The organism is Sphingobium sp. 22B (genome assembly GCF_001580035.1).
Classification (GTDB): Bacteria; Pseudomonadota; Alphaproteobacteria; order Sphingomonadales; family Sphingomonadaceae; genus Sphingobium; species Sphingobium fuliginis.
On the sequence record NZ_LTAB01000010.1, the window covers coordinates 1 to 24,300 of the forward strand.

The window sequence follows — 24,300 nt, forward strand, 5'->3', positions numbered from 1 at the left end:
CGTTTGCTCATCTCTGCTCCTGTCTCGCGGCCATCCTGGCCGCCGTCAGGCAGAAAATCCACTTAGCTCACTGTCCAGTTTTGCCAGGCCACCTCTGACATGCCGGAGGTCAGCGTTAAAGGCGGCGAAGTTCCAAAGGTCGACGTGGACTCTAAAGAAGTAGTCGTTGGAACCAAGAAGGAAGAAATCGACGTTCCCACGGTAGGCGTGCGCGACAACGGCGAGAAGTAACAATTACCGCCGTCGACGTGGAAGGCCCTTCGTGAAAGCGAAGGGCTTTTTCTATATGAACCTCGCAATACGATCGCGTTAATCTCTTGTTTATAAGCGATGAACTGAGAAATGCTGCGACCGGCCGTTGAACTTACCAGCACGCCAGACGCTACCTCGGAGCCTCATGGAACACCTGGAGGCAAATCGGTGAGTAGCAATAACGAGGAGAGACAATCATGCGTAGCCGACTGATCATCGCTTCACTGGCCGCAGCTGGTCTGCTGGGAACGAGCGCCTATGCGCAAACCACGGCGGGCGGCGGCGTTTCTGCGTCCACCCCGGACGGTTCGATCGCTGGTGGCGCGACCGCAGGAACCAATGACAAGGCCGCGCGCAAGCATGACGGCAAGCGGCACAAGCGCGAGGATCGTCGCGATAGCGCTACCTCCAATTCGGCTTCTACCTATGGGTCGGGCACCATTTATACGGACAAGAATCGCGCAACTGGCGGCGTGACCGCAGGCGGTTCGGCCAGCGGAACGGGGTCGCAGAGCACGTCGACGTCGATCGACGCCTACGGATCGACTGACCGCAATGGTTCGACCGGCGAGGTTTACGGGGATTCGACAGCCGACTCCACCAATCCGCGCTAATCCTCTGATATGAGGGGGACGGCGATGTCGTCCCCTGGAGAGGCGTCATGATCTATGGTCTCATGATAATCGCGGCAGCCGCAACTTCTTCGCCCGATGACACATGCCGAAAGACACATATCTACCCGGACGGGCGGATTGAAACGTCGGTCGTTGTCGATCAGGGCGCAGGCGCATCGGCCTCCGCTACGTCATCAGGATCGGGACGATCATCAACCCATGTTTCGGCCTCGTCTTCGCGCAGTTCCAGCGCGTCTTCGAGCGATCCCCGATCCTCGGCAAGCGCATCGGCTTCATCGAGCAGCGATGGACGCTCGGTAACGGTCACGCGCGATGCAGAGGGATGCAGGATCATCGTCGACGAGCGCCGCTGAAATGGAGCTAAAGATGAAACGAACATTTTTCACATTGACGGCGGTAGCCGTCCTGGCGGCGGGTACCGCTACCGCCCAGACCCAGGCTGGGTCGCAATCTTCGACGCCCACCAGCGGAGACGTGTCCGCAGGCACCTATGGCTCGGGCACGACCGATGCCAATAGCGTCGGCATTTCCGGCGGCGGGACGGCCACAGCTGCAGACGGTGGCACGGCCAGCACGGACTCTCGCGCCAAATTCAATGAAAACATGGCGCGTCAGCGGTCTACGGCCACAGCGCGCGACGACGACGAGCGAGCTCGCTCCATGACGAACACTCATGTCCGTAAGGATGGCCAGGTGCGTTCGCGCTCCATGTCCATCTACAAGGAAAAGGGTGAGAAGCCGGTGATCGACCGCCAGTCGTCCGTTTCGCCGAAGTAAGATGAAAAAGCCCCGCCTCCCTGACAGGAGGCGGGCGCAGTTTGGGTCGCACTGCAGGCAAGCCTGCCAGCAGTGAACACTAGATGTTCTTACATGTTCCTGACGAAGAAATTTGCGGTCCGCATGAAAATCAATAAATGATCGTGCTGACGTCCTTAAACCGAGCAAATTCGGCTTAGTATATCTGAAGCCATAACCAAGAATAGCCGAAGAAATTTCTCAGCCAAAGGATGGTCTGCGGACAGCGGCGCTATTCAGTTCTGATGTTCGCCAGTAGAGCTGCTTCGACAACACTGCCTGTCCGGAGGGCCGTGAAAGTATTGTATATGACTGATAGCATCGCAAATTATTTCAGGCTCCGCACATCATGTGGACATAGGCGACTCCAACAGCCCTAGCCAAGCTACGACGGCGAGAACCACGACCCCGAGCATCGCCTCCGCTAGAACGCTGATCCAGAGCGTCTTGCGCGCGTCGTCGGCGTGGCCAATCGCGAAGGACCGTCCCAGAGCCGGTGTGAAGCGAAAGCGGTTGATGGAAGCCAGAGCGAGCATCATCATGACCAGCGCGAGCTTGGCCAGAAGCAGAATGCTATAGCCGCTGGTGAGCAGCCTACCGACAAATCCGATACCAACGGTGAACCAGGCGTTGATCAGGCCGGTCAGGATGATCGTGAAGACAAGGCCGGTCCCGATTGTTGCGAAGCCCTTGAGCGCGCGATGCGCGACGTGCAGCAGTTCGGGCTCCGTCCGGGACGCGGCGAGCAGCAGCAGGAATCCCACGAGCGAGCCAAACCACCCGGCTGCGGCGATAAGATGGAGGATGTCGGCGCCCAGGTGCACCCAGCCTTCGGGACCCTCGTGCATGACGCCATGCCCGACCCAAGCGAGAGTCGCCAGCGCCACACCGGAGGAGATCACGATCCCCGGCCAAATGGGACGAGGCGTCAGGGTGCAGCTAAGGGCCAAAACCAGAGCTGCAATCCGTGCGATCCACGAAGTCCCTAACGATGTCTCGAAGAGCACGACCCTGATCGACGAAAGATCGACGCCGGCGATCGCTGTTCCACTCATCTGCGCCGTCACGGCCATAAGGCCCAATCCTGAAAGCAGGATGGCGCCAACGACCAGCAGAAGAAAGACGCGCGGAGGTGGAAATCCGAACGCGCGGTGCCGCTCACTCCGACCCAGGGCCAACCACAAAAAGGCCGCAAGCCCAAACAACCCCAGCAGATCAGCATAGATTGCAAAGCGGATTGCTGCGGCGGGTAGGTCGCCCATTTAGCGAACTGCGAAGCTCACCTGACCGTCGATGTGATGCGTGTCCGTCGAGACAGCATGCCAATCGAGCCGATAGCGGCCTGCTTGCAGCTTGACAGGGCTTGTCACCACCATTGTGCGGCCATCCTTAAGCACCGTCCTGCGTGCAGGCACCTTCATAGGTCGATGGTTTCGCATGCCCGTCATGATCAACTCTGCGCGAGTAAACGCGGGGACGAGTTTTTCGCTGAACTTCAGTCGGACCGAACTCACGTTGCCGACTGTCGTACCGTTAGCCGGGTTAGATGCAATCAGCCGTGGATGGGCCTGTGCTGGAGCGGCTAATACAAGGCCACCAACGACAGCCGCCCCGAGAAGAAAGGAAGAACGTTGCACGACATACTCCTTGATCTGCCAATTGTCCCACGAGGCTGCCTTTAACGGGAACGCTATATTCGGTCGGGATTAATAGCCGTAATAACGATAGTAGCGATAACGCGGCGCACCCCATCCATAATATGAGGGATTCCAACCGTTTTCCCGATGTTCCCAACGGTGCTCGCGGTCGAGCTCCCGATGTTCGCGCCTGTGCTCGCGTTTCAAGTCACGATGGAGCTGCCGATGCTCCCAGGAGGTCAAGCCCTCTTCATGCGCCTCACGATGCACTTCTCCCAGATAATCGTGTTCGTCATCATGCTGTTGATCGATCTGGTCGTGGTCGTCGTCATGCTGCGACTGTGCCCAACCGCCAGTCGGGTGGGCCATTGCGGGGGCGGTAACGCCCAGAGCCAGGAACGAGGCCGCCGCCATCAAGCCAAGTTTACGCATTCTACCTCTCCTTCCAGAGTGAGACCTGAAATAGGCCGCTGGCGTTGAATGCGCTGTGAATGCCGCAGTCAGGATTCCGTCAGGAGATTTGCTCGCCGAACCCATTGCGAATGCCCCCTTCCGACGCTGTCGATGAGCCATCCGAACGGTCAGTGGCGACTCAAACTGACGCGACGCATGCCGATGTCTATAAAGACTGCCTGTTCAGCCTGAGGGCATTGGTGACGACACTGACCGATGAAAGCGCCATCGCCGCCGCTGCAATCATAGGTGAAAGCAGGATACCAAACAGCGGGTAGAGCAGACCCGCCGCGATCGGGACACCCGCCGCGTTGTAGATGAACGCGAAGACGAGGTTTTGCCGAATGTTCGACATGGTCGCCCGACTGAGGAGGCGCGCGCGAACGATGCCGTTGAGATCGCCCTTGAGCAGCGTCACGCCGGCGCTCTCGATAGCGACGTCCGTTCCGGACCCCATGGCAATGCCGACGTCGGCGGCGGCCAGGGCGGGAGCGTCGTTCACGCCATCGCCCGCCATGGCGACCACCCGGCCTTCGCTCTTGAGCCTGGCGATCACCGCGCTCTTCTGATCGGGCAGCACTTCCGCCTCGACCTCGTCAATGCCCAGCCTCGCCGCCACCGCCTGCGCCGTGGTCTTGTTGTCGCCCGTCAGCATCACCACGCGGATTCCTTCGTCGCGCAGTGCGGCCAATGCTTCCGGGGTCGTTGGCTTGACGGGATCTGCGATGGCGATAATGCCTGCCGCCTCGCCATCGATGCCAACGAAGATTGCGGTTGCGCCGTCGCGACGTAGATCGTCCGCGGACCCGGCGAGCGCACTGGTGTTGATGCCCTCGTCACCAAGAAATCGCGCATTGCCCAGCACGATCCGATGGCCTTCAACGATGCCCGTCGCGCCGCGCCCGGTCGGAGAATCGAACTCGCTGACCTCCGGCAAGGCTATCGACCGGCTGCGGGCGGCTTCGACGATGGCGGTAGCGAGCGGATGCTCCGAAGCCCGTTCGACCGAGGCGGCGAAGCGGAGCACGTCGGCCTCCACATGGCTTTCCGCCGGCACAATGGCGGTCACGGCGGGACGTCCTTCGGTGAGTGTCCCGGTCTTGTCGACGACCAGTGTGTCGATTTTCTCCATATGCTCCAGGGCCTCGGCATTCTTGATGAGTACGCCAAGGCCCGCGCCCCGGCCGACGCCCACCATGATCGACATCGGAGTCGCCAGACCCAGCGCGCAGGGGCAGGCGATAATGAGCACGGCGACAGCCGCGACGAGCCCGTAGGCGAAGCGGGGTTCGGGTCCCCAGATGCCCCAACCGGCGAAAGCAAGTAGGGCGATGGCGATGACGACCGGTACGAACCACCCCGAAACCTGATCGGCCATACGCTGGATCGGCGCGCGCGAACGCTGCGCCTCGGCAACCATCTGTACGATGCGGGCCAGCATCGTGTCGCGGCCGACCTTGGTGGCCATGACAACAAGCGCGCCGGTCTGGTTGAGCGTGCCGCCGATGACGGTGTCACCCCTGGCCTTGGTGACCGGCATGGATTCTCCCGTCACCATGGACTCGTCGAGTGATGAACGTCCGTCCTCGACCGTGCCGTCGACGGGCACCTTTTCGCCCGGTCGCACCCGCAGTCGGTCACCGACGCCGACGAGATCGAGGCTGACTTCCTCGTCCTCCCCATTTGCGAGCAGACGGCGGGCCGTCTTGGGGGCAAGGCGGAGCAGTGCCTTTATCGCGCCTGATGTTCGTTCGCGGGCGCGCAATTCGAGCAGCTGGCCGAGCAGGACAAGGACAGTGATCACCGCTGCGGCCTCGAAATACACAGCCACCGTGCCGTCGCCGTTGCGGAAGGCTGGAGGGAATAGCCCTGGGGCCAGCGCGGCGACCATACTGTAAGCCCATGCGACACCGGTACCCATGGCTATCAGGGTGAACATGTTGAGGCTGCGGTTTGTGACCGAGCTCCAGCCACGCTCGAAAAACGGCCATCCCGCCCACAGCACGACGGGCGTTGCCAGCATTAGCTGGATCCCTATCGAAACCGGCATGGGCACGAGATGATGGAGCGCTGGAAACAGGTGGCCGCCCATTTCCAGTACCAGCACGGGAAATGTGAGAATGAGGCCAATCCAGAACCGGCGTGTCATGTCCGTCAGTTCAGGACTGGGGCCGCTCTCCGTGCGCGCCATTTCCGGTTCGAGCGCCATGCCGCAGATCGGACAGGCGCCGGGATGATCCTGCCGCACTTCCGGATGCATTGGGCAGGTCCAGATCGTGCCTTCTGGCGCCTTGATCGGGATGGAGGGCGTTTTGCCAGCATAGCGCAGGGGATCGGCCGCGAACTTTGCCTCGCATTTGCTGCTACAGAAATAGAAGATCATGCCGCCATGCTCGGCGTGATGCGTGGTGTCATGCGGATCGACCGTCATACCGCAGACGGGATCACGCACGTCCTGCTCCACCATCGGGGCGTGGTGATCGTGACGGGCATGGTCCATCTCAGTTCCTCATCTGATCTTCGTTTCTGTCCTTGACGTCGCGTGGGTACGGATAGGCCATGGACGACCCGTTGGGTCGTATGAATGCCTGAAGTAGGTTGGTCGGACTGGGGACGCGCTACGGTACTATACCTATATCGCCTGCATGACTGAGGGTCGATGCTCGCTGCATCTCAACATTCGGAGGACACGAAGATGCGGTGTGCGGTCAAGATCGGGACGTTCTTGCTGGTCATGACAGCTGCTCCCGCACTTGCCGAGCAGGTAGATCCGCATGCGGATCACCAGCCTGCCGTGCAAGCAACAGTGCCGGGCAAACCCGCTACGAACGTGTCGAAGCCTCCAAGGCACAGCAAGCATCGCCACGACTGTTGCCCGATGATGGGCAAGGAAAGCGCCGATCACGGTGCGGCCACGGACAAGGCGATGGGGGCGGATATGATGAAGGACGGCACGATGAACCCGTCGCAGGACCATGCCGCTCCGCAGAATAATCACAAGCACAACTGAAGGGATCACCACCATGGCAGAGCGATCACGCCAGAGGATATTTCGTTCGAGAATCGTCCTGATTGGCTTCATGGTGATCGTCGGCTTTTTCCTGCTGTCGGAACACCGGGCGCATCTGTTCGGCGTTCTGCCCTATTTGCTGCTGCTCGCCTGTCCGCTTATGCACCTCTTCATGCATCACGGCCACGGCCGCCATGGTCATGGCGAACACGATGCCTCCGGAAGCCAGCCTGCCATCGCCACTGACTCCCCCATTGCCGGAGACCGGCCATGACGCACACAAACCAGTCTGGTTATGGACTTTGGGGCATCGCATTCGTCAACGCGGCCGTTTTTATCCTGTTCGCCTTCAGTTTCTTCAAACCCGAAACCAAGCGTGACTGGCGCAGTTTCGGCGCGTTCAGCGCTTTCCTGATCGCGCTGTTCGCGGAGATGTACGGATTTCCGCTGACGATCTATCTGCTCTCCGGCTGGCTTCAGTCGCGCTATCCCAATGTCGATTGGTTCTCTCACGATGCGGGGCATCTGCTGGAGATGATGTTCGGCTGGAAGGTCAATCCGCATTTCGGCCCCTTCCACTTCGGAAGCTTCATACTGATCGGAGCCGGCTTCTGGCTGATCTCGGTCGGCTGGAATGCTTTGCACACAGCTCAGCGCCAGCACCGCTTGGTCACGACTGGCATCTACGGCCGCGTGCGCCATCCTCAATATGACGGCTTCATCCTCATCATGCTCGGTTTCCTGCTGCAATGGCCGACACTGCTGACGCTGGCGATGTTCCCTGTTCTGGTCGTCATGTATGTCCGGCTCGCCCGGCATGAGGAAATCGACGCCATCGCCGCATTCGGGCAGGAGTATCGCGACTATATGGTGCGCGTGCCGGCCTTCCTTCCCCGGCTGGGAGGCGCTGTCTCTAACCGTCACTGAAGCAGCAGACCGAAGGAGGCTGCGATGGATCATGAAAAGCGCGCATCAGGGCCGGTCCCCATAGCGACGCTGGGCCTCGCGCTCAGCCTGTTCCTGGCGCTGTCCTATATATTATGCATCGCAGGCTATAAGCTGCTGCCAAACCTGCCTATCGAGCACTCTGCCCTGGCGATCTTCCTTCCGGGCTTCCGTCTCCTGACCTGGAGGAGCTTTTGGACAGGTCTGGCGGAAAGCGTCGCCTGGGGATGGTATGTCGCTCTCGTGTTCGGTTCGATCTATAATTTTCTGCTGTCGCGGCGACGGGGCAGATAATGTCCGAAGGCGCCAGCATTCCGCCTGCGTAATTACCAAGACCGCCGGTCGGCCGACGTAGCCGCTAACTATGGAGATATGGAACGCGCAAGTGGGTCTGAAGTTTTCAGCCTGTGATGCGCAGGCGCGTGAACAGCATGAAACTGGTCGGGTTTGATCCATAGCGGGGCTGAATGTCGCGCGGCAGATCATATTTGCTGACAAGGCCGCCAAGGTCGAGTGCCACCTTGCCCAGCCGCACCGAATGATAGCCACCCAGGCTGAACTTGCTGACATTGAAGACCCGACCGGAGAGTGAATCGCCCTGGTGGACGTCGCCAAACAGCTCGTCCTTGTCGACATTCTCCGCGCGCCCGAAGACGGTCCAGCGACCGAGCTGCACCGCACTATCGAGCAGGAATGCATCGGTCCTGTGGCCGTGCTCGTTCCCCGAGGGATCATTCTGTCCCCATGCAAGGGTTGATTGCCAGTTGCGGTTCTCACCCAGCGGCAGGTTCCAGGTGATGGATGCCGAAGTACGGCGCACATTCTCCTCCGGGTGCAGCCCCTCAGGGCTTTTCAGGAACCCATGGCTTGCCTGCAGGGACAGGTTGGCGGTCGGGTTCACCGTCGCGCGAACGGACCAGCTGTCCATGCGAGGGCGCTCAATGTCCCAGCGATGCTCGTCAGGCTCGCGCCCCGTGAAGATCGACCCTTCCAGCTTCAGTCCCCTGTAGATCAGGCCAGCGGTCGCGACGCCGAAGGTGACATGGGTGCTGTCGAGCCAGTGGTGGGAGATCGGGGCCTCCGGATTGGTCATGCCTGAGAAGCGGTGCATGTAGGTCGCTGGTCCGAGTGCGGGCTCGCCGGGCAAGCCAAGGTAGATGAAGCCCGACAGGTCCTGCCCGAGTGGATAGCTGTAGGTGGCAGCCAGTTCCATAAACGCGTCGTGCGGGTGCTGACGGTCGATCAACTCGGTGCGGCCGTCCGCCGTCTCGCCCGTGGCGAGTAGCAGCGGGTAGCCGCTCTTGCCCATGAGCGGGTCGAGGCTGCCCATCGCACGTAGCGTGAGCGTGCCAGCGCCGAGCGTGCGCTGCGCCATCCCCATCAGCATCGAAGTCGAAAACGTCTTGCTGTCGCCGCGCGGCCCGCCCTGATTGTCGTGGATGAGCGTGACGAAACCATGGGCCATCGTTGACCAGGCGCCGGTCTTGCCCATGATCGCCCACATTGGTGAACTATCGGGTTGCCAGGCGGTGCCGGAGGCATCGCGCATCATGCCGTAGCCGCCAAGCGCACCTTTCATGCCTTTCATGTCCATGCCGGTATGGTTCATTCCGGGCATCGAGCCGTGGTTCATGTCATCGCTATCCATGCCAGGCATCGCATCATCGCTGGCAGGATTTCGGGCGGTGCCGTGCTCGGTGCCGTGGTTTATCTCGGTATGGAGATCAGTGGGCAGTAGTTCCGCAGTCCCCTGGGAAGCAGGGGGCGCCGGCGCCGGTTTGGACTCTACGGGCGGTTCTGCCTGGCGCTGATGTTCGCCCATGTCCATGCCGGGCATGGTCTGGGCGAAGGCTGCGGCAGGTGCGCCGAGCGCAGTAGCGACGAGTAGGCTTCTGATCGACATATCATTCCCCAATAGGCGTGGCGAACACGTCTCGTGGTCGTGCGCCAAGGCACACACCTGCAAGGGTAACGCATGACTCGTCGGAACGGATCGGACGGATCGACGGTGCTTCTCCCGCCAAGATATTTCGTCGGGTAGCCGGCATCTCGTGCCCGGAACGTGCCGATGTCCTCGGTAGTAAACTGGTCGCGTGCATTGGTTATGAACCGGAGTGGGCTGAGAGCTGCTGATCCCGGTCGAAAATCACACAGCTCATTTATGCTTTCGTTTACGGGCACGCCGGGCGTTCGGATAATGCCATGCAAAGATGATTGGCAGCGAAAGGCCCACTGACCAATGGACGACACCTGTCCAGGCCCGAACATCCTCCGATCCGACATAGTAGAGCATATATCCGCTGAGGATCATGAAGCCGAGAATGACGCTGAGGGCGATTCCTGCGAAGCGCTGATGCCGCTGCGGCCAACCCTTCGGAATATGGGCCACGAACATGCCCCCAATCCCCAGGAGCGCGGCGATCAGGAATAGCCCGTGAACCTTCATCATCCAGGGTTCGGCGGGATTGACCTCTGGACCGAAATCGCCCTCGATCTGCCCGAAATAATGGAGCAGGAGCCAGCAGATTCCGCTCAACCAGAGGCCCAGACCGCTGGTGGTCAGGAGAGCAAGCTGCCATTTGGCAAGACGGGCTGTACGACGATGAGGCATCAGGTCGCCTCCCTCATCATGGACGGGCGCAGGACATAGCCATCGTGCAGCGCCAATATCCTGTCGGCGAGGTCGGCATCGACCATGGCGATCTTGGTCAGCGCGTCGGCAATGGCGCATTGGCTGGCCAGCACGGTCACGCGATGATCGACAAGCGAGGGGATACCGTTCCGCCCGATGTGCGGGCTGTGTTGCATCCCCCGGATCATGTGCCGGTCAAGCAGGTTGGCGGAACTTGCCATGGCGCAATCGCGAATGGTGAGCGCGTGGCGCGCCACATCATCCGCATCGCGCAGTTGTACCTGCCACTTGCGTGGACCGAAAGCGCGCAGATCGCCACTGGCATTCACCAGGCCCGATTGGACGCCAGCAGCCTGCAAAGCTGCCACCGCACGGTCGACGGCATGTCCTTTGGCGATACCGCCAAGGTCGATCAGCAGTCGCTTCCCGCATTGGATATGTCGATCATCGACGATCTCAATATCAGCGGTCGTTCCTGCAAAGCGGCTGAGATGGGCTATACCGTCGCGTGGCAGAAAGCGGGAGCGAACCAGCGCCCTCCCGACCGCAACATCGAACAGGCCGTCGCTTGCTTCATGAAGCGTGATCGCCATCCGCAGGACTGCCACCGTCTCTTCGTCCACCGCGACGATTTCGCCCGGATCGGCGGCGCGAAGCCGCGCCAGGTCGCTATCGGCGCTATGGAAGGACATTCGCGCATGGATGTGCGCGATTGCCCGGAACGCGGCATCAACCGCATCGATATCCGCTTGGCCGACGCTGATCTCGACAAAGGTTCCCAGCCACGGCTGGCAACGGGTGACGACCTTATCCTGCAAGGACGATGGCATAGGTCGCCAGCAGCCGCTTGACCCCGTCGGTGACATGCCGACAGGATAGTGTTGCGCCCGAGATGTTCTTGATATCCTTGTCGAGTTGCAATGCAGCCCCGTTCCGCTTGCCGACGAACTGGGCACGCCATTTGGGATTGCGCACCTGATCGCCATAGCTTTCGCGATAATCCATGATCTCGACCGAGCGCACCGCGCCGGACGCATCGAGCGCGACGGCGAAGGTGATGAACTCATGCTTGCCGACAACCTGATCGACAATCAGCCAGCCGCCACGGGTTGCGCGCCAGGCTTTGAGTTGCCGATTGAGCGGTGATACGCCGCTGGCTTTGCGGATTGCCGCCACCTGCGTGCTGTTGAGCGCCTGGAAGGCAGGCGTCAGCGTTTCGCCGGGGAACATCAACGCCTGGGCCTGCGCGAGGGTGAGATAAGTGGCGGCGTGGGCCGGGGGCGCGATCAGCGCCACCGGAACCAGAGCCAGCAAGGATAGACGGCAGGCCGACATCAGAACACCCTCCCGACCTTCAGGCGGATGCCGTCCCAACGGGTATGCTCATCGCCATAGATGCGGCCATTGGCGATATTGTCCCGCTGCTCGTCATTATAGCCCTTGGCATGGATCTGGTAGAGCGCGGAGAGGGTGAAGAACCACTTCTGATTGGCATAATGGATGTTCGGTCCGACGAAGTGGGCCGTGTGCTCCTGACTGCCGTGACCGAGCGTGTAGCCGACAAACTCATTATGGTTGCGATACTCAAGACCAAAGGACCAGTTCGGGCGGAAGCGATAGGAAGCGCCGGCATCGAATTCCAGCTGCGTTGCCTTTTCGGTCTCTCCGTCCTGATGCTCATGCTCGAACTCGACAAAGGCGTTGGCGGCCAGCACCAGCCGGTCATCGAGGAAATTCTTTTGCGCGATGACCTTCAGTTCGATCGCGCGCTCATGCGGACCAATCTCCGGTTCGACATAGAAGGCCAGGCCAAAAGGCTTCTTATAGGGACTCATCACCCGCCAGATCATTTCGGCCGATACAGTGTCGAAGCGGAATTTATTATATGGCCGCGCCGAATCATGCGCCGGCGGGATGTCGAGTCCTTCCGTCGTGCCGTTGACGCTATTGCGATTGGCAGAGATGTAGCTCGAGTTCAGATAGCCGGAGATTTGGAAATTGTCCGTGATCCCATGCTCCACCTCGGTGCGGAGCTTGACGTCGTGGAAATGGCCGTTGGCCTGATCCTCGCGCAACGTAACCCATTGTTCAATCTCGGTCTTGTCCTTGGGCATGACGTCCGTCGTATAGACATAGCCGAACAGCGGTTCACCGGCGATGGCTGGCGTCGAAGAAGCGGCGACCGCCCCCGCAAGCCCAATGATTATCCCGTTTCTTGTCATATGCGCCCCTCACTTGCAATTGCTAACAGTTCTCATTTGCGCCGTTAGCGGCTTGCTGTAAGGTCGGTCCAGCACAGAATGGAAACATTGGGAAACTGTATGGAAATGGTAATCAGGGCTTCATCCCGGCCTGGTCACCCCGGCCGAGGTGAGAGCGGGCGATGAAGATTCTGCTCGTGGAGGATGATCTGGAATCATGCGCCTATGTCGCGCGCGGTCTCCAGGAGTTGGGACATCAGGTCCAATGCTTCCCCAACGGGCGGCAGGCGTTGGGCGTCATTCCGACAGCTGGTTTTGATGTCCTGCTGCTCGACCGGATGCTGCCCGATCTGGATGGCCTCTCGCTCTTGCGCATGGTGCGCGCTCAGGGATGCCAGACGCCAGCCATGTTGCTGACCGCCATGGCGTCCATCGAGGATCGCGTCGATGGGTTGGAAGCCGGGGCGGACGACTATCTCGTAAAACCCTTCGCCTTTGTGGAACTGGCGGCCCGGGTGAATGCCCTCGGGCGGCGCCTTCCTTCCTGCGCAACCGCTACCGTGCTGGAGGCAGGCGGCATCAGCATGAACCTGCTGCGCCGGGAAGTGCGCCGTGATGATCGGATCATCGACCTTCAACCGCGAGAATTCAGCCTGCTTGAACAATTGCTGCGCAACGCCGACCGGGTTGTCACCCGGACGATGTTGCTTGATCGTGTCTGGAATTTCGGTTTCGATCCAAAGACTAACATCGTCGAAACCCATATGAGCAGGCTCCGGGCCAAGCTCAACGAAGGTTTTTCGGATGACGCGATCCGCACCGTGCGCGGCTCAGGCTATATGATCGCTTCGCGTGCCTGATAGATTGCTGCCCCGCTCGATCAAGGGATTGTCACTGGGCGTTGCGATCATTTCGGGCCTTATTATCGCCTTGCTCGGATTGACCACCTTTCGGTTCGTCCACGAGGAGATCGAATGCCAAATCAACCAGCGGATCAGGATCGAAGCCGATGCCTTGCTCGCTCATCACAGGCATCATGGCTTTGCCGGACTGGTTGATCTGGTCAACACGCTTGACCATCGTGCCGGCCCGGAAGACGTCAGCTATCTGGAAGGCGCCGACATCAAGGGCCGGAGCATGGGTTATATCGTGACCGATGCATTGGGTCGACGTCGAGCTGGATCGCTTGCTGCCATGGTGCCGCCGACGGGATGGAGCGAATTTGTTCCCTTCCATGCGCCCGACGGGACGCCCGCCTTGGCGCAGGCCATCAACACGCCATTGCCTGGAGGGGGCCATCTCATTGTCGCGGCTGACCGGGCCATTGTCGATCAGATGGACATGAAACTGCTGGGGTTGTTCCTGGGCGCCTTCATCCTGATCCTGACCGTGGGCACTGCTGCGGTGATCGGATTGGGCCGCTTGGTCAGGAGCCGGCTCTCAACGATCGAGGATTCAGCGGAAGCGATCATGGCAGGCGATCTGTCTCGCCGCATGCCGCTGGACGGCTCAGCTGAGGAGTTCGACCGGTTGGCCATGATCCTCAACGCCATGCTGAATCGCATTCAGGTGCTGATGAACAACCTCAAGCAGGTTTCCAGCGATATTGCCCATGATCTGCGAACCCCGCTCAGCCGTCTGCGCGGGCGGCTGGAAGCGGCGGAACGAATGGCAACGGAGGCCGGCCAGCAGGAGAAACTCGTGGCGGCGATGCGCGAAGCCGACGATCTGCTCGATCTGTTTTCCTCGATCCTGGCCATATCCGAAATCGAAGGCCAGACGGTGCGCAGCCGTTTCCAGATGATCGAACTGGATGAACTTATCGAAGAAATTGCCGAGGCTTTTCACCCGGCCTTCGAACAGGCGGCGATGTCACTCACGCTGATGATCGCGCCGGCTAGGATTCTCGGGGACAGGCAACTCATTCAAAGATGCCTGGCCAATTTGCTGGATAATGTGCTGGCGCATACGCCACCGGGCACGAGCGCCGCGATCTCCACGGAAGCGCGTGGTGAATGGCTGGCGCTTATCGTTGGCGATGATGGCCCGGGCATAGCGGATGAGGATCACGAATGGATTTTCGAGAGGTTTGTCCGGCTCGACAGCAGCCGGTCGACAACAGGCTATGGCCTTGGTCTCAATATGGTAGCCGCCATTGCGGCTGCCCATCGGGGAGAAGCGCGGGTCGTGCCCGCAGCGACCGGTCTAACCATCGAAATCCGGTTACCGATAGGGCCAGACCTCGCCAATAAACCGTAAGGCTAATTGGCGGGCCGGCCTTCGACGATCATCATCGCTGCCTGTATCAATCGTCGTCGTCATCGTCGTGGTGATGGTGACGCCAATGATGGTCATTATAGCGATACCAGCGCCTGTCATAATAGCGCGGATAGCTATCATAGTAATAATATGACCGGTAATGTGGGTGATAATATCTTTCGCGATAATAATAATCGTCGTCATAATAAGAGCGCGGTCGATCCGACGCTATCGCCGCACCGATAGCAAGGCCCACTATGCCTGCGCTCAATGCGACAGCCGCGTCATTGTCATAATGACGGGAATAATGGCGGTAGTGGTCACGTGCTTCGGCAGGCGTGGCGCTGATCGGCATCGACGCTATCAGCGCCATACCGAGGGCCGCGTTACGGAGCATTTTCATCTCCAGTCTCCTGCATTTGTCCCGTTCGCTCCTCGCGGCCGGGCTATGATGTCATTGGACCACAGGCCCACTGAACGCGGTCTGAATTCCGCGACTGCCCGGCTAACCCAAAAAAGGGGCGTGGATTGTTTGTCCACGCCCCGATAGGCTCCCGCCACGGGAGAATATTCAGATGCGTTCCAGCTTGATCGGGTCGATCAGCAACCGGAATTGCGATCGACTTCCCGGCCGAGCAGCGCGCCTGCGCCCGCGCCAATGATGGTGCCCGGCGCCCGGTCCCCATAGCGATCGACTGAGCGTCCCAATAGCGCGCCCGCCGCACCGCCGAGGATCAGGCCGGTCGTCCCGCTGCCGCCGCAGCGGTGACGCCGTTCACCGCGATAATAGCGCCGAGGTTCATAATGCGGGCGACGATATTCCCGTTCCTCATAATAGCTGCGGCGGTAACGTGGACGATCGTCGTCGTCATCATCATCGTCATCATGACGATATTCTTCATAGCGATACCAACTACGCCCGCCATGATCGGCATGGGCCGCGGTTGGCAGGCCCGCGAGTATCGATGCAGCCAGCGACAAGGCCAGCAAGGGGTTCCGTTTCACTTTTTCATCTCCTCCACAGACGATTTCCGTCTCCACAGGGGGCTTATTGCGACACGAATCTGACCCGTTTCTGAACAGTTAAGTCGGCAAGCGATGACCGGAAATCCGCATTGACAGGCAAGGGAAGGGCTTTTATGCGACCGCCTCGCAATAGCACATATGTCGCAGAATGTATCAGCAGGAGGTCGAATGGTTCAGGAAAAGTCAGTGTTTCCTCGGGTTTTGCAGGCTACCCTGCGAGCATCCGTGGGACTTGCCGCGATGGCGTTGTCTGCCCAGGCCTATGCAGAAGACACAACCGGCTCGGACATCATCGTTACGGCAGACCGCCTGGATTATGCGCCGAAAAAGGTCAGCGCATTGAAGATCGATGTGCCTCTGAAAGACATTCCGCAGACGGTCGATGTCGTGACAGAAGCAGTTATCCGCGACCAGCGCGCCTTGTCTCTTCAGGATGTGCTGAAAAATGTGCCGGGCGTCGGTTTTTCACATGGCGACGGCCAGCGCGACCAGGTGTCGATCCGCGGCTTTTCCGCCATCGCCGATCAGTTTGTAGACGGCCTGCGCGATGACGCGCTCTACTTCCGCGACCTATCGAACATCGAGCGGGTGGAAGTGATCAAAGGGCCAGCGTCAGTCCTGTTTGGGCGAGGTTCATCCGGCGGCCTTATCAACCGCGTGACCAAGAAACCGGGCGTCAACCTGGGCGAAATCGGCGTCAGCTATGGCAGCTGGGATGATCGCCGCGCTGAAGCGGATATTGGGCTTGCGCCGGATGACAGCATCGCGGCTTACCGCCTGACGGGCGCGGTCGAACGCGCCGACAGCTACCGCAGCCAGCAATTTCTGCGGCGTGAAGCGATCGCGCCATCGGTTGCGCTGAAGCTGGGTGAACGGACGCAGCTGCTGGTGCAGGGCGATTATCTGCGCGATCGGCGCGTAACCGATTTCGGCATCCCCGCCTTTCAAGGCCGCCCGGTCGATGTGCCGCGTTCCACCTATTATGGTTCGGCCAATGCACGGAAGGACGATTATAGCCAGTCGCGGGTCTATTCGGGCACGGTGACGTTGACCCACACGATCGACGAAGACACCAGTATCCGCAATGCCTTGCGCTACTATGACTATCGCCTTGACCGGCAGAACACGCTGGTCGGCTCAGTCAATGAGGTGGCGCGCACGGCGTCGCTCAATCGCTCGGCGCTAGATCGCAACGAGCATGGCTGGTTCGACCAGCTGGAACTGACGCGCAAGGTCCGCCTTGGTGGCATGGAGCATCAGCTGCTCTTCGGTGTCGAGGTCGGACGGCAGATCAAGGATATCCGGACCTTCTCGCGCAATGGAATCGCCACGGTCGATCTGTTCAACCCCGTCCTGCCCGTCATCACGAGCAACGGGACGCTTGCGACCGACAATCGCGGTACTTTCGACACGCTGGGCTATTATGTGCAGGATCTGGTATCGATCGGTGCGCATCTGAAGGCGCTGGTGGGCGCGCGCTACGACAGGTTCAGGCAGTCGACTGATGATCATCTGCCGGGCCGTTCCGACCTGAGCCGCACCGACACCAAGGGCAGCCCGCGCGCTGGCCTGGTCTGGCAGCCGACGGAAAGCCAATCCTATTATCTGTCCTGGAGCCGGTCCTTTCAGCCCTCCGGCGAAGCTTTCTCGATCGCGGCGAACAATGCCGACATCGCGCCGGAAAAGACCGAGAACAAGGAGGTCGGGGCCAAGTTCAGCTTCCTCGACGGCAAGATTGCCACCAGCATCTCTGCGTTCAACCTGCGCCGTTCGGGGATCAAGGCAGCCAATCCGGTCGCGCCGACGGTCCTGATCCCCATTGGCGTGCAGCGCACGCGCGGGATCGAAATGTCGGGCACGGTGAATCTGGACAATGGCTGGCGGGCCATTCTCGGTTATGCCTATCTCAACGCGAAGGTGGTGGACTCCGCTGATGTCCGCCTACTGGGCAAGCGCGCGACAATCACCCCGCGCCATGCCGCCAATGCCTGGATCGCCAAAGATTTCGGGCAGCGCTTCGGCCTCGGCGCTGGCGGCAATTATGTGAGCGACCGCTTCGCTGACCCGCTCAACACCGTTACCTTGCCGAGCTATATCACCATGGACGCGATGGCCTGGTATAGGCTGGGTCCGATCACCGCGCAGGTCAACGTCACCAACATCTTCGACAAGCATTATATCGTGTCGGGACATGGAACGAGCGCCAACCTCAACCTGCCCGGAGCGCCGCGTGCTGCGATGGTGACGCTGCGTTATAACTTCATGGGTGGGAAGAACTGATCTGCACATGCGGCGCCTCCTCAAGCGGGGGCGCCGTTACTTGTCGCGGGAGGCAGGATACGCATCGTCCGGCGTCTGGTCCTCCGGCGCAGTCTTGATCGGTCAGCCATCAGGGAGCGACCTTGAGCGTTCCTTTCATCCCGGGATGATATTTGCAAGAAAAAGCGATCGTACCGGGACGCTTCAACGCCATGATTGCGCTGTGGCCCGGCATCAGATCGATATCGAAGCTGCGATCCTTTGCGCTGGCGCTGTGGCGGAACAGGTCCCGGTTCACCCATCGGATAGTGTCTCCCCTGTGCAGTTCTGCCGGAACGGCTCCAAACGCCATCGTGTCCATCACAATAGTGTAGGTCCGGGGGGATCGCGCCGTGGCAACGCCCCCCAACATGGGTAAAGCGACTGCCAGCACGACGGCGCAACGGAGCGCCGCCGTGATTTTGCACATCCTCATTTCAGACGAGCCGCCAGATGTTGGGCGTGCATCTGATGTTCACCGAACAGTTTGAGGCCGGTCTGGAGCAGCGATTTCAGTTCGGCATTTTGGGCTCCGGGAATCAGCGTGCCACGCAACGCGCCGTTGACTGTGCGATGATAAGCCACCTCATTCGCGATATAGGCACGGTCGAATGCCGAGCCATTCAACTGCCCCAGCGTCTTCGCCTTTTCAGCCGCAGCTTTGCTGAGTGAGGCGCTGGTCGCATTATCCTGCGGGGTCACGCCGAGCTTCTTGACGAGCGCCAGCGCCTGATCGTTCACCGCACTATGATCGCGTACCATTTCCTGCGCGAAGGCCCGGACCGTCTTGTTTTTCGATTTCGCCAGTGCCTGTTTGCCGGCACTGATGTCGATGGTGCCGGCCGTGTAGGCGATATGGGCGATCTGCGCGTCGTTGATAGGTGCGCTTTCCTTTGGAGGCGCAGCCGCCGTTAGCGCGAGCAGGGCGGCTGAAGCCACGAGAGCGATCTTTCCAGACATGGTCCTATCCCGAATTTTCCGCTGGCACAGCGCCGCGGTTCCGAGCCTTTGATGCTAGGCGGCAGAGAAAGTTCCCGCGCGGGGTGACAATGAGGAACCTTTGAGCGATCCCGGTATCCAATGGGCTGACAGCAGATGTTGCCCGCGTTGCCGTTCAGCGCCGCCCAGTCAGGAAGGATCATGACCAACCTTGCCGAAGACATTGCCAGTCTCCCCGACGGTGAATTGGCCCGAAGGATTGCTTCACTTGACCCCATGGCTGTCCGGCTGATGACGGAGCGCAACAACCAGCGCTTGTTCCGCGCCGCGTGGAGTATATTGGGCAACCGTGCCGAGGCGGAGGATGCGGTCCAAAGCGCTTATGTCAGCGCTTTGGGCGCTATCGGCAGTTTCGAAGCACGCGCTTCGCTGTCGACCTGGCTGACACGGATCGTCATCAACGAAGCGCTTGGTCGAGCCCGGGCGGTCGCGCGACGGAGCGCCCGTCTCGACGCGGAGTCTGTGGCGGACCTTGAAACCTATCGGGAACAGCTCATGCGCGGATCGATCGATCAAGGCCCCGAGGCAGCCCTCGCCCGTAGCCAGATGCGCGAGATGCTGGAGAGGGCAATCGCGTCCTTGCCATCCGAGTTTCGACTGGTCTTCGTCCTGCGTGAGGTGGAGGGCATGTCGATCGAGGAAGTGGCGCATGCCATGGCCATCCCGTCCGCGACAGTGAAGACGCGGCTACTTCGCGCGCGGCGCCGCTTGCGTGAGGCGCTCGCTCCGGAATTGCAAGCGAGTCTGGCCGGCGCATTCCCCTTTGCGGGAAGCGATTGCTCTGCCCTTACCCAAAAAGTGTTGGCGACACTCGGCAATCGGGTCGACGCGTCGGATTGATCGCGTATCGCACAGCGACGTTTCTGTTCGGATTTGCAAGGGAGAAGATCGATCCTTGCATAATGGAATCTGTCGGCTCAATGCGGGGAAGCAAGAGGAGTAAGAGACATGACGCTTTTCAGGGCGATCGCGGCAGCATGGGCGCTTGCCATTCCGGCGGCTGCTCTGGCAGTCACGCCGATCGTCGTGCATCGCGATTCCGGCTGCAGCTGCTGCGAACAATGGGCAGCGCAGGTCCGCGCCGCTTTCGGCCGAAAGCTCATCCTGATCGACGATGCCAAACGGCAAGCCTTCCAGACCGCGCGGAAGGTGCCGGCCAAACTCTCCTCCTGTCACACGGCGATCGTAGATGGTCTGATCTTCGAAGGTCATGTGCCGACTGTCGATATGAAGCGGCTTCTGGCGCAGCGTCCTCGCGGGATAGCGGGACTTGCCGTGGCCGGTATGCCCATGGGTTCTCCGGGCATGGACGTGCCGGGCCAGCCTGCCCAGCATTATGATGTCCTGGCCTTTGGACCGGCTGGGACCCGCGTCTTCGCGCGGCACTGACGAACTCGAATTCAACGGTCGCCCACTTATTCACCTGTGCTGCAAACGGCAGCTTGCTACAAAAATTATTCCCTAAGCCGACCAGCAGGAATCGGCCAAACTAAGCCGTTCAGCGGCCGGCATCGTGCTAATGGTCTGAAAGGAAGATCGGGCCGATGTGCGGTATTCAGACACGACGGTCGAAGACGGAATGGCCTTTTCTGAGCCGGTAGAGAAGGGAGGGACGATTGGCCCCGGGTTCGCGACGCTTTTCTCCGGTTTCTTCCAGAAAACCTCGTTCGATCACCTTCCTCCGAAAGGCGTCGATGTTAAGCTTTTCATCCAGGACAATTTCATAGACGCCGTGTAATTCCGCGAGGGTGAACGTCGGCCCCAGGAAACGCGCAGGCAGATCGGAATAGGCGCCCTTGCCCCGCAGACGCGCGACCGCGGCAGCAAGGATGCTGTCATGGTCGAAGGGCATCCCCCCGGCCACTTCCACTGGCTTGAGTTCCAGTCCCTCGATCTTCAACGCAGGCTCCAGTCGATCGCGGGGGGATAATGAAAAATAGGCGACGCTGGCCGACCATCCCCGTGGATCGCGATCCGCGCCGGAGAAAGTTGAGAGCTGTTCGACATAGAGATCGGTGAGTCCCGCCTTCGTGCTGAGTACCCGTCGCGCCGTATCGCCCAAATGGCTGTCCTCACCGACATGGACATAGCCGCCAATCAAGGCCTGGCGCTCGGCGAAAGGGTCCGCGCCTCGCCGGGCCCGCAGCACGCATAATCGGCCTTCGTTCAATGTGAGCGGAACGATGTCGACAGTCAGGATCGGCTTTTCGAACGACGGAATCATAAACTGCATCTTGCATCTTATCTAATAAAATGCAAAATGACGTTTATTGAGTCGGTAAGGAGATTGACCATGGGACACGGAAATTGGAGCGCCCGCGATTGGGAGGCTTATGCGGCCCGCTCGGTTCATGGGCGCAGCCGCAGCGAGCTTTTCGGCGCTCGGGGCATGGATCCAGCCTATGATCCAGCGCGGGTCGGCGTTCGCGAATCGCGTGACAGCAACGACAATCCGGATTCCACGCCGATCATCATTGGGGTCGATGTGACCGGCTCGATGGGCATGCTGGCGGAAGAGCTGGTTGTGCGCGGCCTCAATGAGACATTCACGATGTTGATGGATCGCAGGCCGGTCAGCGACCCCCATGTCATGGCGATGGCGATCGGGGATGCCTATTGCGATCGGGCGCCGTTGCAGGTCACGCAGTTCGAGGCGGACCTGCGTATCGTCGAGCAGCTACGCCAGCTCTGGCTGGAAGGCGGCGGTGGGGGCAATGAGGGAGAGAGCTATTGCCTCGCCCATGTCTTCGCGGGCCTCAAGACCGAGCACGACGCCATGGAGAAGCGCCGCCGCAAAGGCTTCCTGTTCACGGTCGGCGATGAACCCGTGCTGGACGGTGTCGAGCGTGATCAATTGGCTCGAGTGCTGGGCATCGATGCGCAGCGGGGTGTGTCGGGCCGGGAAGCGGTGAAGCTGGCGAGCGCGGGCTATGAAGTGTTTCACATCATTGTCGACGGCAGCTACGCGGCGCGCAACATGCGGAAGGTGCGGGCATCGTGGGAGGCGATCCTGCCCGAACGGGTTATCCATCTGAAGGACCCGGCGCGGCTTGCCGAAACGATCGTGGCCACGATTGAACTGGCGAGCGGTCGTCCCGCAACAGCCCCGAGCAGTCTTGCCACCTTATTGCCCGAACCGCTGCGGCGCCTTCGCTGGGCCGGGCTGGGGAGGATTTGAGATGCGCGCCTATGCCGTGATCGGCGCGAATTACGGTGACGAGGGCAAGGGGCGGACGGTCGACTGGCTGGCTGCTTCCCTTGGCCCCGACGTCGTCGTAGTGCGCAGCAATGGTGGCGCGCAGGCAGGCCATACCGTGGTGACGGGCGGGCGGCGTCATGTGTTCCATCATTTCGGTTCGGCGACGCTGCGGCAGGGACGTACGCATCTGTCACGCTTCATGGTTTCGCATCCCATCCTTTTTGCCGATGAACGGGAGACGTTGATCGGTTTCGGCGATCCGCCGCAGGTCACGGCGGATCCGCGCGGCTGGGTCACGACCCCCTGGGACATGATGGTCAATCAGGCGGCGGAACTGGCGCGCGGCGGACGCCGGCATGGTAGCTGTGGCCTTGGTTTCGGAGAGACGGTAGGGCGCTCCGAGCAGACTTCCTTCACGCTGACAGTTGCAGATCTTTGTAGGCCTGATCTTGTGGGTAAGTTGCGGGCAATCCGGGATGAATGGCTGCCTGTGCGCTGCGCGCAACTCGGCATCGACCTGAATTCTGGCCCGCTGGCATTTGCGGCGGCAAATGCATTGCTTGAGCGCTTCGTAGAGCAGTGCCGGGCTTTTTCGGAACGGGTTGTGCTGCAGTCCGATGCCGATCTGCCCAGGATGGGGCCGATCATCTTCGAAGCAGCGCAGGGCTTACTTCTCGACCAGGGTGCAGCTGGTTTCCCATTCGTCACGCGCTCCAGTACGGGTCTTGCCAACATCACTGCCATCGCCACAGAGGCGGGGCTTGGGGAGCTTGAAGCGGTCTACGTCACCCGCTGCTATCTCACCCGTCATGGACGTGGAGGGATGGAGGATGAAAGGTCGATTGACCAATGGTTCAGCGTAGATGATGCAACAAACCTTCCCAATCCTTGGCAGGAAACCTTGCGCTTCGGCCTTCTCGATCCGGCTCGTCTCGGCCGCCGTATCGCGGCTGACCTGGCCGTGGCGGGGGATACTATGGCCGTCACGCCGTCGCTTGCGATCACATGTCTGGATCAGGCCAGGGATGATCGCTTGGGGTGGATCGACGGCGCTGAGGTGCGAAGCGGGTCAGTGCGAGAGATGATGGCGGAGCTTGAGATGGCTACCCGCCTTCCCTGGATCGCTGAATTTTGGGCTCCAAGCAACGAATGAAGTCAGTTCAATCATCCGCGTTGCCATTGGCGCGAATACGGCGATTGTCGAGGAGCGGCGGATGATGGCTATCAGTGCGAAAGGTGGCCATCTACTGTGACCGGAAATGTCGCATCTGGCTAGCAAAGGCGAAAGAAAAGGAGCGTCTATGAAAAAGCCGGTGAGCGTCGCCAGTCTGAGCAAATTTGGAAGGGTGCGGCTGTCAAAGTCGTTTTTCATGCGCGACTTTTTGTTCTCGGACATCGCGGCAATTCACGGACTTCCAAACGTACCTGATGACCCTGACCTCGCCATCGAGGCGGGCAGCCGCCTGTGTCAGGATCTGCTTGAGCCGCTACAGGACCGCTTCGGTCGGCTGGCCATACGCTCGGCATTCCGCTCCTGCGACGTCAACGGACTTGGCTCCGAGATGATGAATGCCGGTAAGGCGGACTATAACTGCGCCTCCAACGAGCGGAACTACGCCAGTCATATTTGGGATCGGAAGCGCGACGGTATGATGGGGGCGACGGCCTGTATCGTTGTTCCGTCTTTCTGGGATGCCTTCCAGGAGGAGGGCGCTTGGCAGAAGCTTGCATGGTGGATTCATGATCATCTGCCTTACTCCAGTCTCTACTTCTTTCCCAAATACTGGGCTTTCAACATATCCTGGTTCGAGCAACCCGCCAGAACGATCCACAGCTACACCAATCCGAAAGGCTGCCTGACGAAGCCCGGAATGGAAAATCATGTCGGCACACATGAGCATGAATGGGCCGGAATAGAAAAAGCGATGAACTCTGTAGCGGCGCGCTGACCGCGTCATT

Annotated in this window: 30 protein-coding genes; 15 read left to right on the plus strand and 15 right to left on the minus strand. The window is 60.2% G+C overall.

All coding sequences use genetic code 11. The features are described 5' to 3' along the window. Positions 1-99: 99 nt before the first annotated feature. Both A0J57_RS27160 and A0J57_RS11000 read left to right on the plus strand, forming a co-directional pair. Positions 100-231 (plus strand): hypothetical protein, encoded by a 132-nt coding sequence (locus A0J57_RS27160; RefSeq protein WP_268873886.1) that lies wholly within the window; start codon positions 100-102, stop codon positions 229-231. A 218-nt stretch (positions 232-449) separates the two neighbouring features. Then, positions 450-866 (plus strand): hypothetical protein, encoded by a 417-nt coding sequence (locus A0J57_RS11000; RefSeq protein ID WP_061935526.1) that lies wholly within the window; start codon positions 450-452, stop codon positions 864-866. A gap of 160 nt (positions 867-1,026) precedes the next feature. Here A0J57_RS11000 and A0J57_RS11005 read toward each other — a convergent pair whose 3' ends face one another. After that, the gene (locus A0J57_RS11005; protein ID WP_061935531.1) at positions 1,027-1,221 is read right to left on the minus strand and encodes a hypothetical protein; all 195 of its coding nucleotides are present in this window, start codon (positions 1,219-1,221) and stop codon (positions 1,027-1,029) included. 32 nt (positions 1,222-1,253) lie between these two features. Between A0J57_RS11005 and A0J57_RS11010 the strand changes: the two genes are divergently transcribed. After that, positions 1,254-1,664 (plus strand): hypothetical protein, encoded by a 411-nt coding sequence (locus A0J57_RS11010; RefSeq protein WP_153017815.1) that lies wholly within the window; start codon positions 1,254-1,256, stop codon positions 1,662-1,664. 365 nt (positions 1,665-2,029) lie between these two features. On the opposite strand, the gene copD is transcribed toward A0J57_RS11010, so the two are convergent. The 4 genes from copD to A0J57_RS11030 all read right to left on the minus strand — a co-directional run bounded on the left by copD (position 2,030) and on the right by A0J57_RS11030 (position 6,272). Beyond that, complete coding sequence (gene copD, locus A0J57_RS11015) at positions 2,030-2,944, minus strand: copper homeostasis membrane protein CopD (RefSeq protein WP_061935537.1); 915 nt, start codon at positions 2,942-2,944, stop codon at positions 2,030-2,032. Further along, a complete protein-coding gene (gene copC, locus A0J57_RS11020; RefSeq protein WP_061935540.1) occupies positions 2,945-3,319 on the minus strand; it encodes a copper homeostasis periplasmic binding protein CopC in 375 nt (124 codons plus the stop codon). A 69-nt stretch (positions 3,320-3,388) separates the two neighbouring features. Continuing rightward, positions 3,389-3,751 (minus strand): hypothetical protein, encoded by a 363-nt coding sequence (locus tag A0J57_RS25965; RefSeq protein ID WP_153017816.1) that lies wholly within the window; start codon positions 3,749-3,751, stop codon positions 3,389-3,391. Positions 3,752-3,938: 187 nt separating this feature from the next. After that, positions 3,939-6,272 (minus strand): heavy metal translocating P-type ATPase, encoded by a 2,334-nt coding sequence (locus A0J57_RS11030; protein ID WP_061935546.1) that lies wholly within the window; start codon positions 6,270-6,272, stop codon positions 3,939-3,941. A 159-nt stretch (positions 6,273-6,431) separates the two neighbouring features. On the opposite strand from A0J57_RS11030, the gene A0J57_RS25970 reads away from it, so the two are divergent. The 4 genes from A0J57_RS25970 to A0J57_RS11045 all read left to right on the plus strand — a co-directional run bounded on the left by A0J57_RS25970 (position 6,432) and on the right by A0J57_RS11045 (position 8,021). Beyond that, on the plus strand, positions 6,432-6,782 hold the full coding sequence (locus tag A0J57_RS25970) for a hypothetical protein (protein ID WP_153017817.1): 351 nt from the start codon (positions 6,432-6,434) through the stop codon (positions 6,780-6,782). 70 nt (positions 6,783-6,852) lie between these two features. Beyond that, the gene (locus A0J57_RS11035; RefSeq protein WP_235600852.1) at positions 6,853-7,056 is read left to right on the plus strand and encodes a DUF2933 domain-containing protein; all 204 of its coding nucleotides are present in this window, start codon (positions 6,853-6,855) and stop codon (positions 7,054-7,056) included. Then, positions 7,053-7,709 carry an isoprenylcysteine carboxylmethyltransferase family protein gene (locus A0J57_RS11040; protein ID WP_061935552.1) on the plus strand — a complete coding sequence of 219 codons (657 nt, stop codon included), beginning with the start codon at positions 7,053-7,055 and terminating at the stop codon, positions 7,707-7,709. Before A0J57_RS11035 ends, A0J57_RS11040 begins: the two co-directional genes overlap by 4 nt. A 24-nt stretch (positions 7,710-7,733) precedes the next feature. Continuing rightward, positions 7,734-8,021 carry a DUF5676 family membrane protein gene (locus A0J57_RS11045; RefSeq protein ID WP_061935555.1) on the plus strand — a complete coding sequence of 96 codons (288 nt, stop codon included), beginning with the start codon at positions 7,734-7,736 and terminating at the stop codon, positions 8,019-8,021. Positions 8,022-8,127: 106 nt separating this feature from the next. On the opposite strand, the gene A0J57_RS11050 is transcribed toward A0J57_RS11045, so the two are convergent. From A0J57_RS11050 to A0J57_RS11070, 5 genes are all read right to left on the minus strand, one after another. Next, the gene (locus tag A0J57_RS11050) at positions 8,128-9,630 is read right to left on the minus strand and encodes a hypothetical protein (protein WP_064232647.1); all 1,503 of its coding nucleotides are present in this window, start codon (positions 9,628-9,630) and stop codon (positions 8,128-8,130) included. Between the two features lie 252 nt (positions 9,631-9,882). Further along, positions 9,883-10,338, minus strand: coding sequence for a hypothetical protein (locus tag A0J57_RS11055; RefSeq protein WP_061935561.1), 456 nt, complete (start codon positions 10,336-10,338; stop codon positions 9,883-9,885). Beyond that, entirely contained in the window at positions 10,338-11,225 is an 888-nt protein-coding gene (locus A0J57_RS11060) for an FAD:protein FMN transferase (protein ID WP_082718653.1), read from the minus strand. Before A0J57_RS11060 ends, A0J57_RS11055 begins: the two co-directional genes overlap by 1 nt. Beyond that, entirely contained in the window at positions 11,167-11,694 is a 528-nt protein-coding gene (locus A0J57_RS11065) for an FMN-binding protein (RefSeq protein WP_061935566.1), read from the minus strand. Before A0J57_RS11065 ends, A0J57_RS11060 begins: the two co-directional genes overlap by 59 nt. Next, complete coding sequence (locus tag A0J57_RS11070) at positions 11,694-12,581, minus strand: DUF6662 family protein (RefSeq protein ID WP_061935569.1); 888 nt, start codon at positions 12,579-12,581, stop codon at positions 11,694-11,696. Before A0J57_RS11070 ends, A0J57_RS11065 begins: the two co-directional genes overlap by 1 nt. Positions 12,582-12,742: 161 nt before the next feature. On the opposite strand from A0J57_RS11070, the gene A0J57_RS11075 reads away from it, so the two are divergent. Together A0J57_RS11075 and A0J57_RS11080 are read left to right on the plus strand one after the other, a co-directional pair. Next, on the plus strand, positions 12,743-13,420 hold the full coding sequence (locus A0J57_RS11075) for a response regulator transcription factor (protein WP_061935572.1): 678 nt from the start codon (positions 12,743-12,745) through the stop codon (positions 13,418-13,420). Positions 13,421-13,424: 4 nt separating this feature from the next. Beyond that, the gene (locus A0J57_RS11080; RefSeq protein WP_235600842.1) at positions 13,425-14,819 is read left to right on the plus strand and encodes a HAMP domain-containing sensor histidine kinase; all 1,395 of its coding nucleotides are present in this window, start codon (positions 13,425-13,427) and stop codon (positions 14,817-14,819) included. Positions 14,820-14,865: 46 nt separating this feature from the next. On the opposite strand, the gene A0J57_RS11085 is transcribed toward A0J57_RS11080, so the two are convergent. Both A0J57_RS11085 and A0J57_RS11090 read right to left on the minus strand, forming a co-directional pair. Continuing rightward, the gene (locus A0J57_RS11085) at positions 14,866-15,222 is read right to left on the minus strand and encodes a hypothetical protein (protein WP_153017818.1); all 357 of its coding nucleotides are present in this window, start codon (positions 15,220-15,222) and stop codon (positions 14,866-14,868) included. A gap of 197 nt (positions 15,223-15,419) precedes the next feature. Then, a complete protein-coding gene (locus A0J57_RS11090; protein WP_235600843.1) occupies positions 15,420-15,824 on the minus strand; it encodes a glycine zipper 2TM domain-containing protein in 405 nt (134 codons plus the stop codon). A 261-nt stretch (positions 15,825-16,085) separates the two neighbouring features. Here A0J57_RS11090 and A0J57_RS11095 point away from each other — a divergent pair, with 261 nt between their 5' ends. After that, entirely contained in the window at positions 16,086-18,125 is a 2,040-nt protein-coding gene (locus tag A0J57_RS11095) for a TonB-dependent siderophore receptor (protein ID WP_173664348.1), read from the plus strand. A gap of 109 nt (positions 18,126-18,234) precedes the next feature. Here the strand turns inward: A0J57_RS11095 and A0J57_RS26890 are convergent, their stop codons facing one another. Further along, on the minus strand, positions 18,235-18,402 hold the full coding sequence (locus tag A0J57_RS26890) for a hypothetical protein (RefSeq protein ID WP_235600844.1): 168 nt from the start codon (positions 18,400-18,402) through the stop codon (positions 18,235-18,237). 173 nt (positions 18,403-18,575) lie between these two features. Then, positions 18,576-19,103, minus strand: coding sequence for a DUF4142 domain-containing protein (locus A0J57_RS11105; protein WP_061935578.1), 528 nt, complete (start codon positions 19,101-19,103; stop codon positions 18,576-18,578). Between the two features lie 180 nt (positions 19,104-19,283). Between A0J57_RS11105 and A0J57_RS11110 the strand changes: the two genes are divergently transcribed. Together A0J57_RS11110 and A0J57_RS11115 are read left to right on the plus strand one after the other, a co-directional pair. Beyond that, on the plus strand, positions 19,284-19,982 hold the full coding sequence (locus A0J57_RS11110; RefSeq protein WP_061935813.1) for an RNA polymerase sigma factor: 699 nt from the start codon (positions 19,284-19,286) through the stop codon (positions 19,980-19,982). A 108-nt stretch (positions 19,983-20,090) separates the two neighbouring features. After that, positions 20,091-20,531: a DUF411 domain-containing protein gene (locus A0J57_RS11115; RefSeq protein ID WP_061935581.1), complete on the plus strand. Its 441-nt coding sequence runs from the start codon at positions 20,091-20,093 to the stop codon at positions 20,529-20,531. A 166-nt stretch (positions 20,532-20,697) separates the two neighbouring features. Here A0J57_RS11115 and A0J57_RS11120 read toward each other — a convergent pair whose 3' ends face one another. Next, a complete protein-coding gene (locus A0J57_RS11120) occupies positions 20,698-21,375 on the minus strand; it encodes an NUDIX hydrolase (RefSeq protein ID WP_201030936.1) in 678 nt (225 codons plus the stop codon). 60 nt (positions 21,376-21,435) lie between these two features. Here A0J57_RS11120 and A0J57_RS11125 point away from each other — a divergent pair, with 60 nt between their 5' ends. The 3 genes from A0J57_RS11125 (at position 21,436) to A0J57_RS11135 (ending at position 24,290) form a co-directional block, all read left to right on the plus strand. Continuing rightward, positions 21,436-22,320, plus strand: coding sequence for a hypothetical protein (locus A0J57_RS11125; protein WP_061935586.1), 885 nt, complete (start codon positions 21,436-21,438; stop codon positions 22,318-22,320). Between the two features lies 1 nt (position 22,321). Next, positions 22,322-23,494, plus strand: a complete 1,173-nt coding sequence (locus tag A0J57_RS11130; RefSeq protein WP_061935589.1) for an adenylosuccinate synthetase — start codon at positions 22,322-22,324, stop codon at positions 23,492-23,494. A gap of 148 nt (positions 23,495-23,642) precedes the next feature. Then, on the plus strand, positions 23,643-24,290 hold the full coding sequence (locus A0J57_RS11135) for a hypothetical protein (protein WP_061935592.1): 648 nt from the start codon (positions 23,643-23,645) through the stop codon (positions 24,288-24,290). Positions 24,291-24,300: the final 10 nt, after the last annotated feature.

Coding starts and splice junctions, on each gene's coding strand:
- A0J57_RS11070 (WP_061935569.1), bottom strand. CDS start 12,581: ATGACAAGAAACGGGATAATCATTGGGCTTGCGGGGGCGGTCGCCGCT.
- A0J57_RS11120 (WP_201030936.1), bottom strand. CDS start 21,375: ATGCAGTTTATGATTCCGTCGTTCGAAAAGCCGATCCTGACTGTCGAC.
- A0J57_RS11030 (WP_061935546.1), bottom strand. CDS start 6,272: ATGGACCATGCCCGTCACGATCACCACGCCCCGATGGTGGAGCAGGAC.
- A0J57_RS11095 (WP_173664348.1), top strand. CDS start 16,086: ATGGCGTTGTCTGCCCAGGCCTATGCAGAAGACACAACCGGCTCGGAC.
- A0J57_RS11005 (WP_061935531.1), bottom strand. CDS start 1,221: ATGATCCTGCATCCCTCTGCATCGCGCGTGACCGTTACCGAGCGTCCA.
- A0J57_RS11110 (WP_061935813.1), top strand. CDS start 19,284: ATGACCAACCTTGCCGAAGACATTGCCAGTCTCCCCGACGGTGAATTG.
- A0J57_RS11055 (WP_061935561.1), bottom strand. CDS start 10,338: ATGCCTCATCGTCGTACAGCCCGTCTTGCCAAATGGCAGCTTGCTCTC.
- A0J57_RS11050 (WP_064232647.1), bottom strand. CDS start 9,630: ATGTCGATCAGAAGCCTACTCGTCGCTACTGCGCTCGGCGCACCTGCC.
- A0J57_RS11060 (WP_082718653.1), bottom strand. CDS start 11,225: ATGTCACCGACGGGGTCAAGCGGCTGCTGGCGACCTATGCCATCGTCC.
- A0J57_RS11040 (WP_061935552.1), top strand. CDS start 7,053: ATGACGCACACAAACCAGTCTGGTTATGGACTTTGGGGCATCGCATTC.
- A0J57_RS11085 (WP_153017818.1), bottom strand. CDS start 15,222: ATGAAAATGCTCCGTAACGCGGCCCTCGGTATGGCGCTGATAGCGTCG.
- A0J57_RS11065 (WP_061935566.1), bottom strand. CDS start 11,694: ATGTCGGCCTGCCGTCTATCCTTGCTGGCTCTGGTTCCGGTGGCGCTG.
- copD (WP_061935537.1), bottom strand. CDS start 2,944: ATGGGCGACCTACCCGCCGCAGCAATCCGCTTTGCAATCTATGCTGAT.
- A0J57_RS11130 (WP_061935589.1), top strand. CDS start 22,322: ATGCGCGCCTATGCCGTGATCGGCGCGAATTACGGTGACGAGGGCAAG.
- A0J57_RS11010 (WP_153017815.1), top strand. CDS start 1,254: ATGAAACGAACATTTTTCACATTGACGGCGGTAGCCGTCCTGGCGGCG.
- A0J57_RS25965 (WP_153017816.1), bottom strand. CDS start 3,751: ATGCGTAAACTTGGCTTGATGGCGGCGGCCTCGTTCCTGGCTCTGGGC.
- A0J57_RS11000 (WP_061935526.1), top strand. CDS start 450: ATGCGTAGCCGACTGATCATCGCTTCACTGGCCGCAGCTGGTCTGCTG.
- A0J57_RS11125 (WP_061935586.1), top strand. CDS start 21,436: ATGGGACACGGAAATTGGAGCGCCCGCGATTGGGAGGCTTATGCGGCC.
- A0J57_RS25970 (WP_153017817.1), top strand. CDS start 6,432: ATGCTCGCTGCATCTCAACATTCGGAGGACACGAAGATGCGGTGTGCG.
- A0J57_RS11135 (WP_061935592.1), top strand. CDS start 23,643: ATGAAAAAGCCGGTGAGCGTCGCCAGTCTGAGCAAATTTGGAAGGGTG.
- A0J57_RS11035 (WP_235600852.1), top strand. CDS start 6,853: ATGGTGATCGTCGGCTTTTTCCTGCTGTCGGAACACCGGGCGCATCTG.
- A0J57_RS11045 (WP_061935555.1), top strand. CDS start 7,734: ATGGATCATGAAAAGCGCGCATCAGGGCCGGTCCCCATAGCGACGCTG.
- A0J57_RS27160 (WP_268873886.1), top strand. CDS start 100: ATGCCGGAGGTCAGCGTTAAAGGCGGCGAAGTTCCAAAGGTCGACGTG.
- A0J57_RS11075 (WP_061935572.1), top strand. CDS start 12,743: ATGAAGATTCTGCTCGTGGAGGATGATCTGGAATCATGCGCCTATGTC.
- A0J57_RS11105 (WP_061935578.1), bottom strand. CDS start 19,103: ATGTCTGGAAAGATCGCTCTCGTGGCTTCAGCCGCCCTGCTCGCGCTA.
- A0J57_RS11115 (WP_061935581.1), top strand. CDS start 20,091: ATGACGCTTTTCAGGGCGATCGCGGCAGCATGGGCGCTTGCCATTCCG.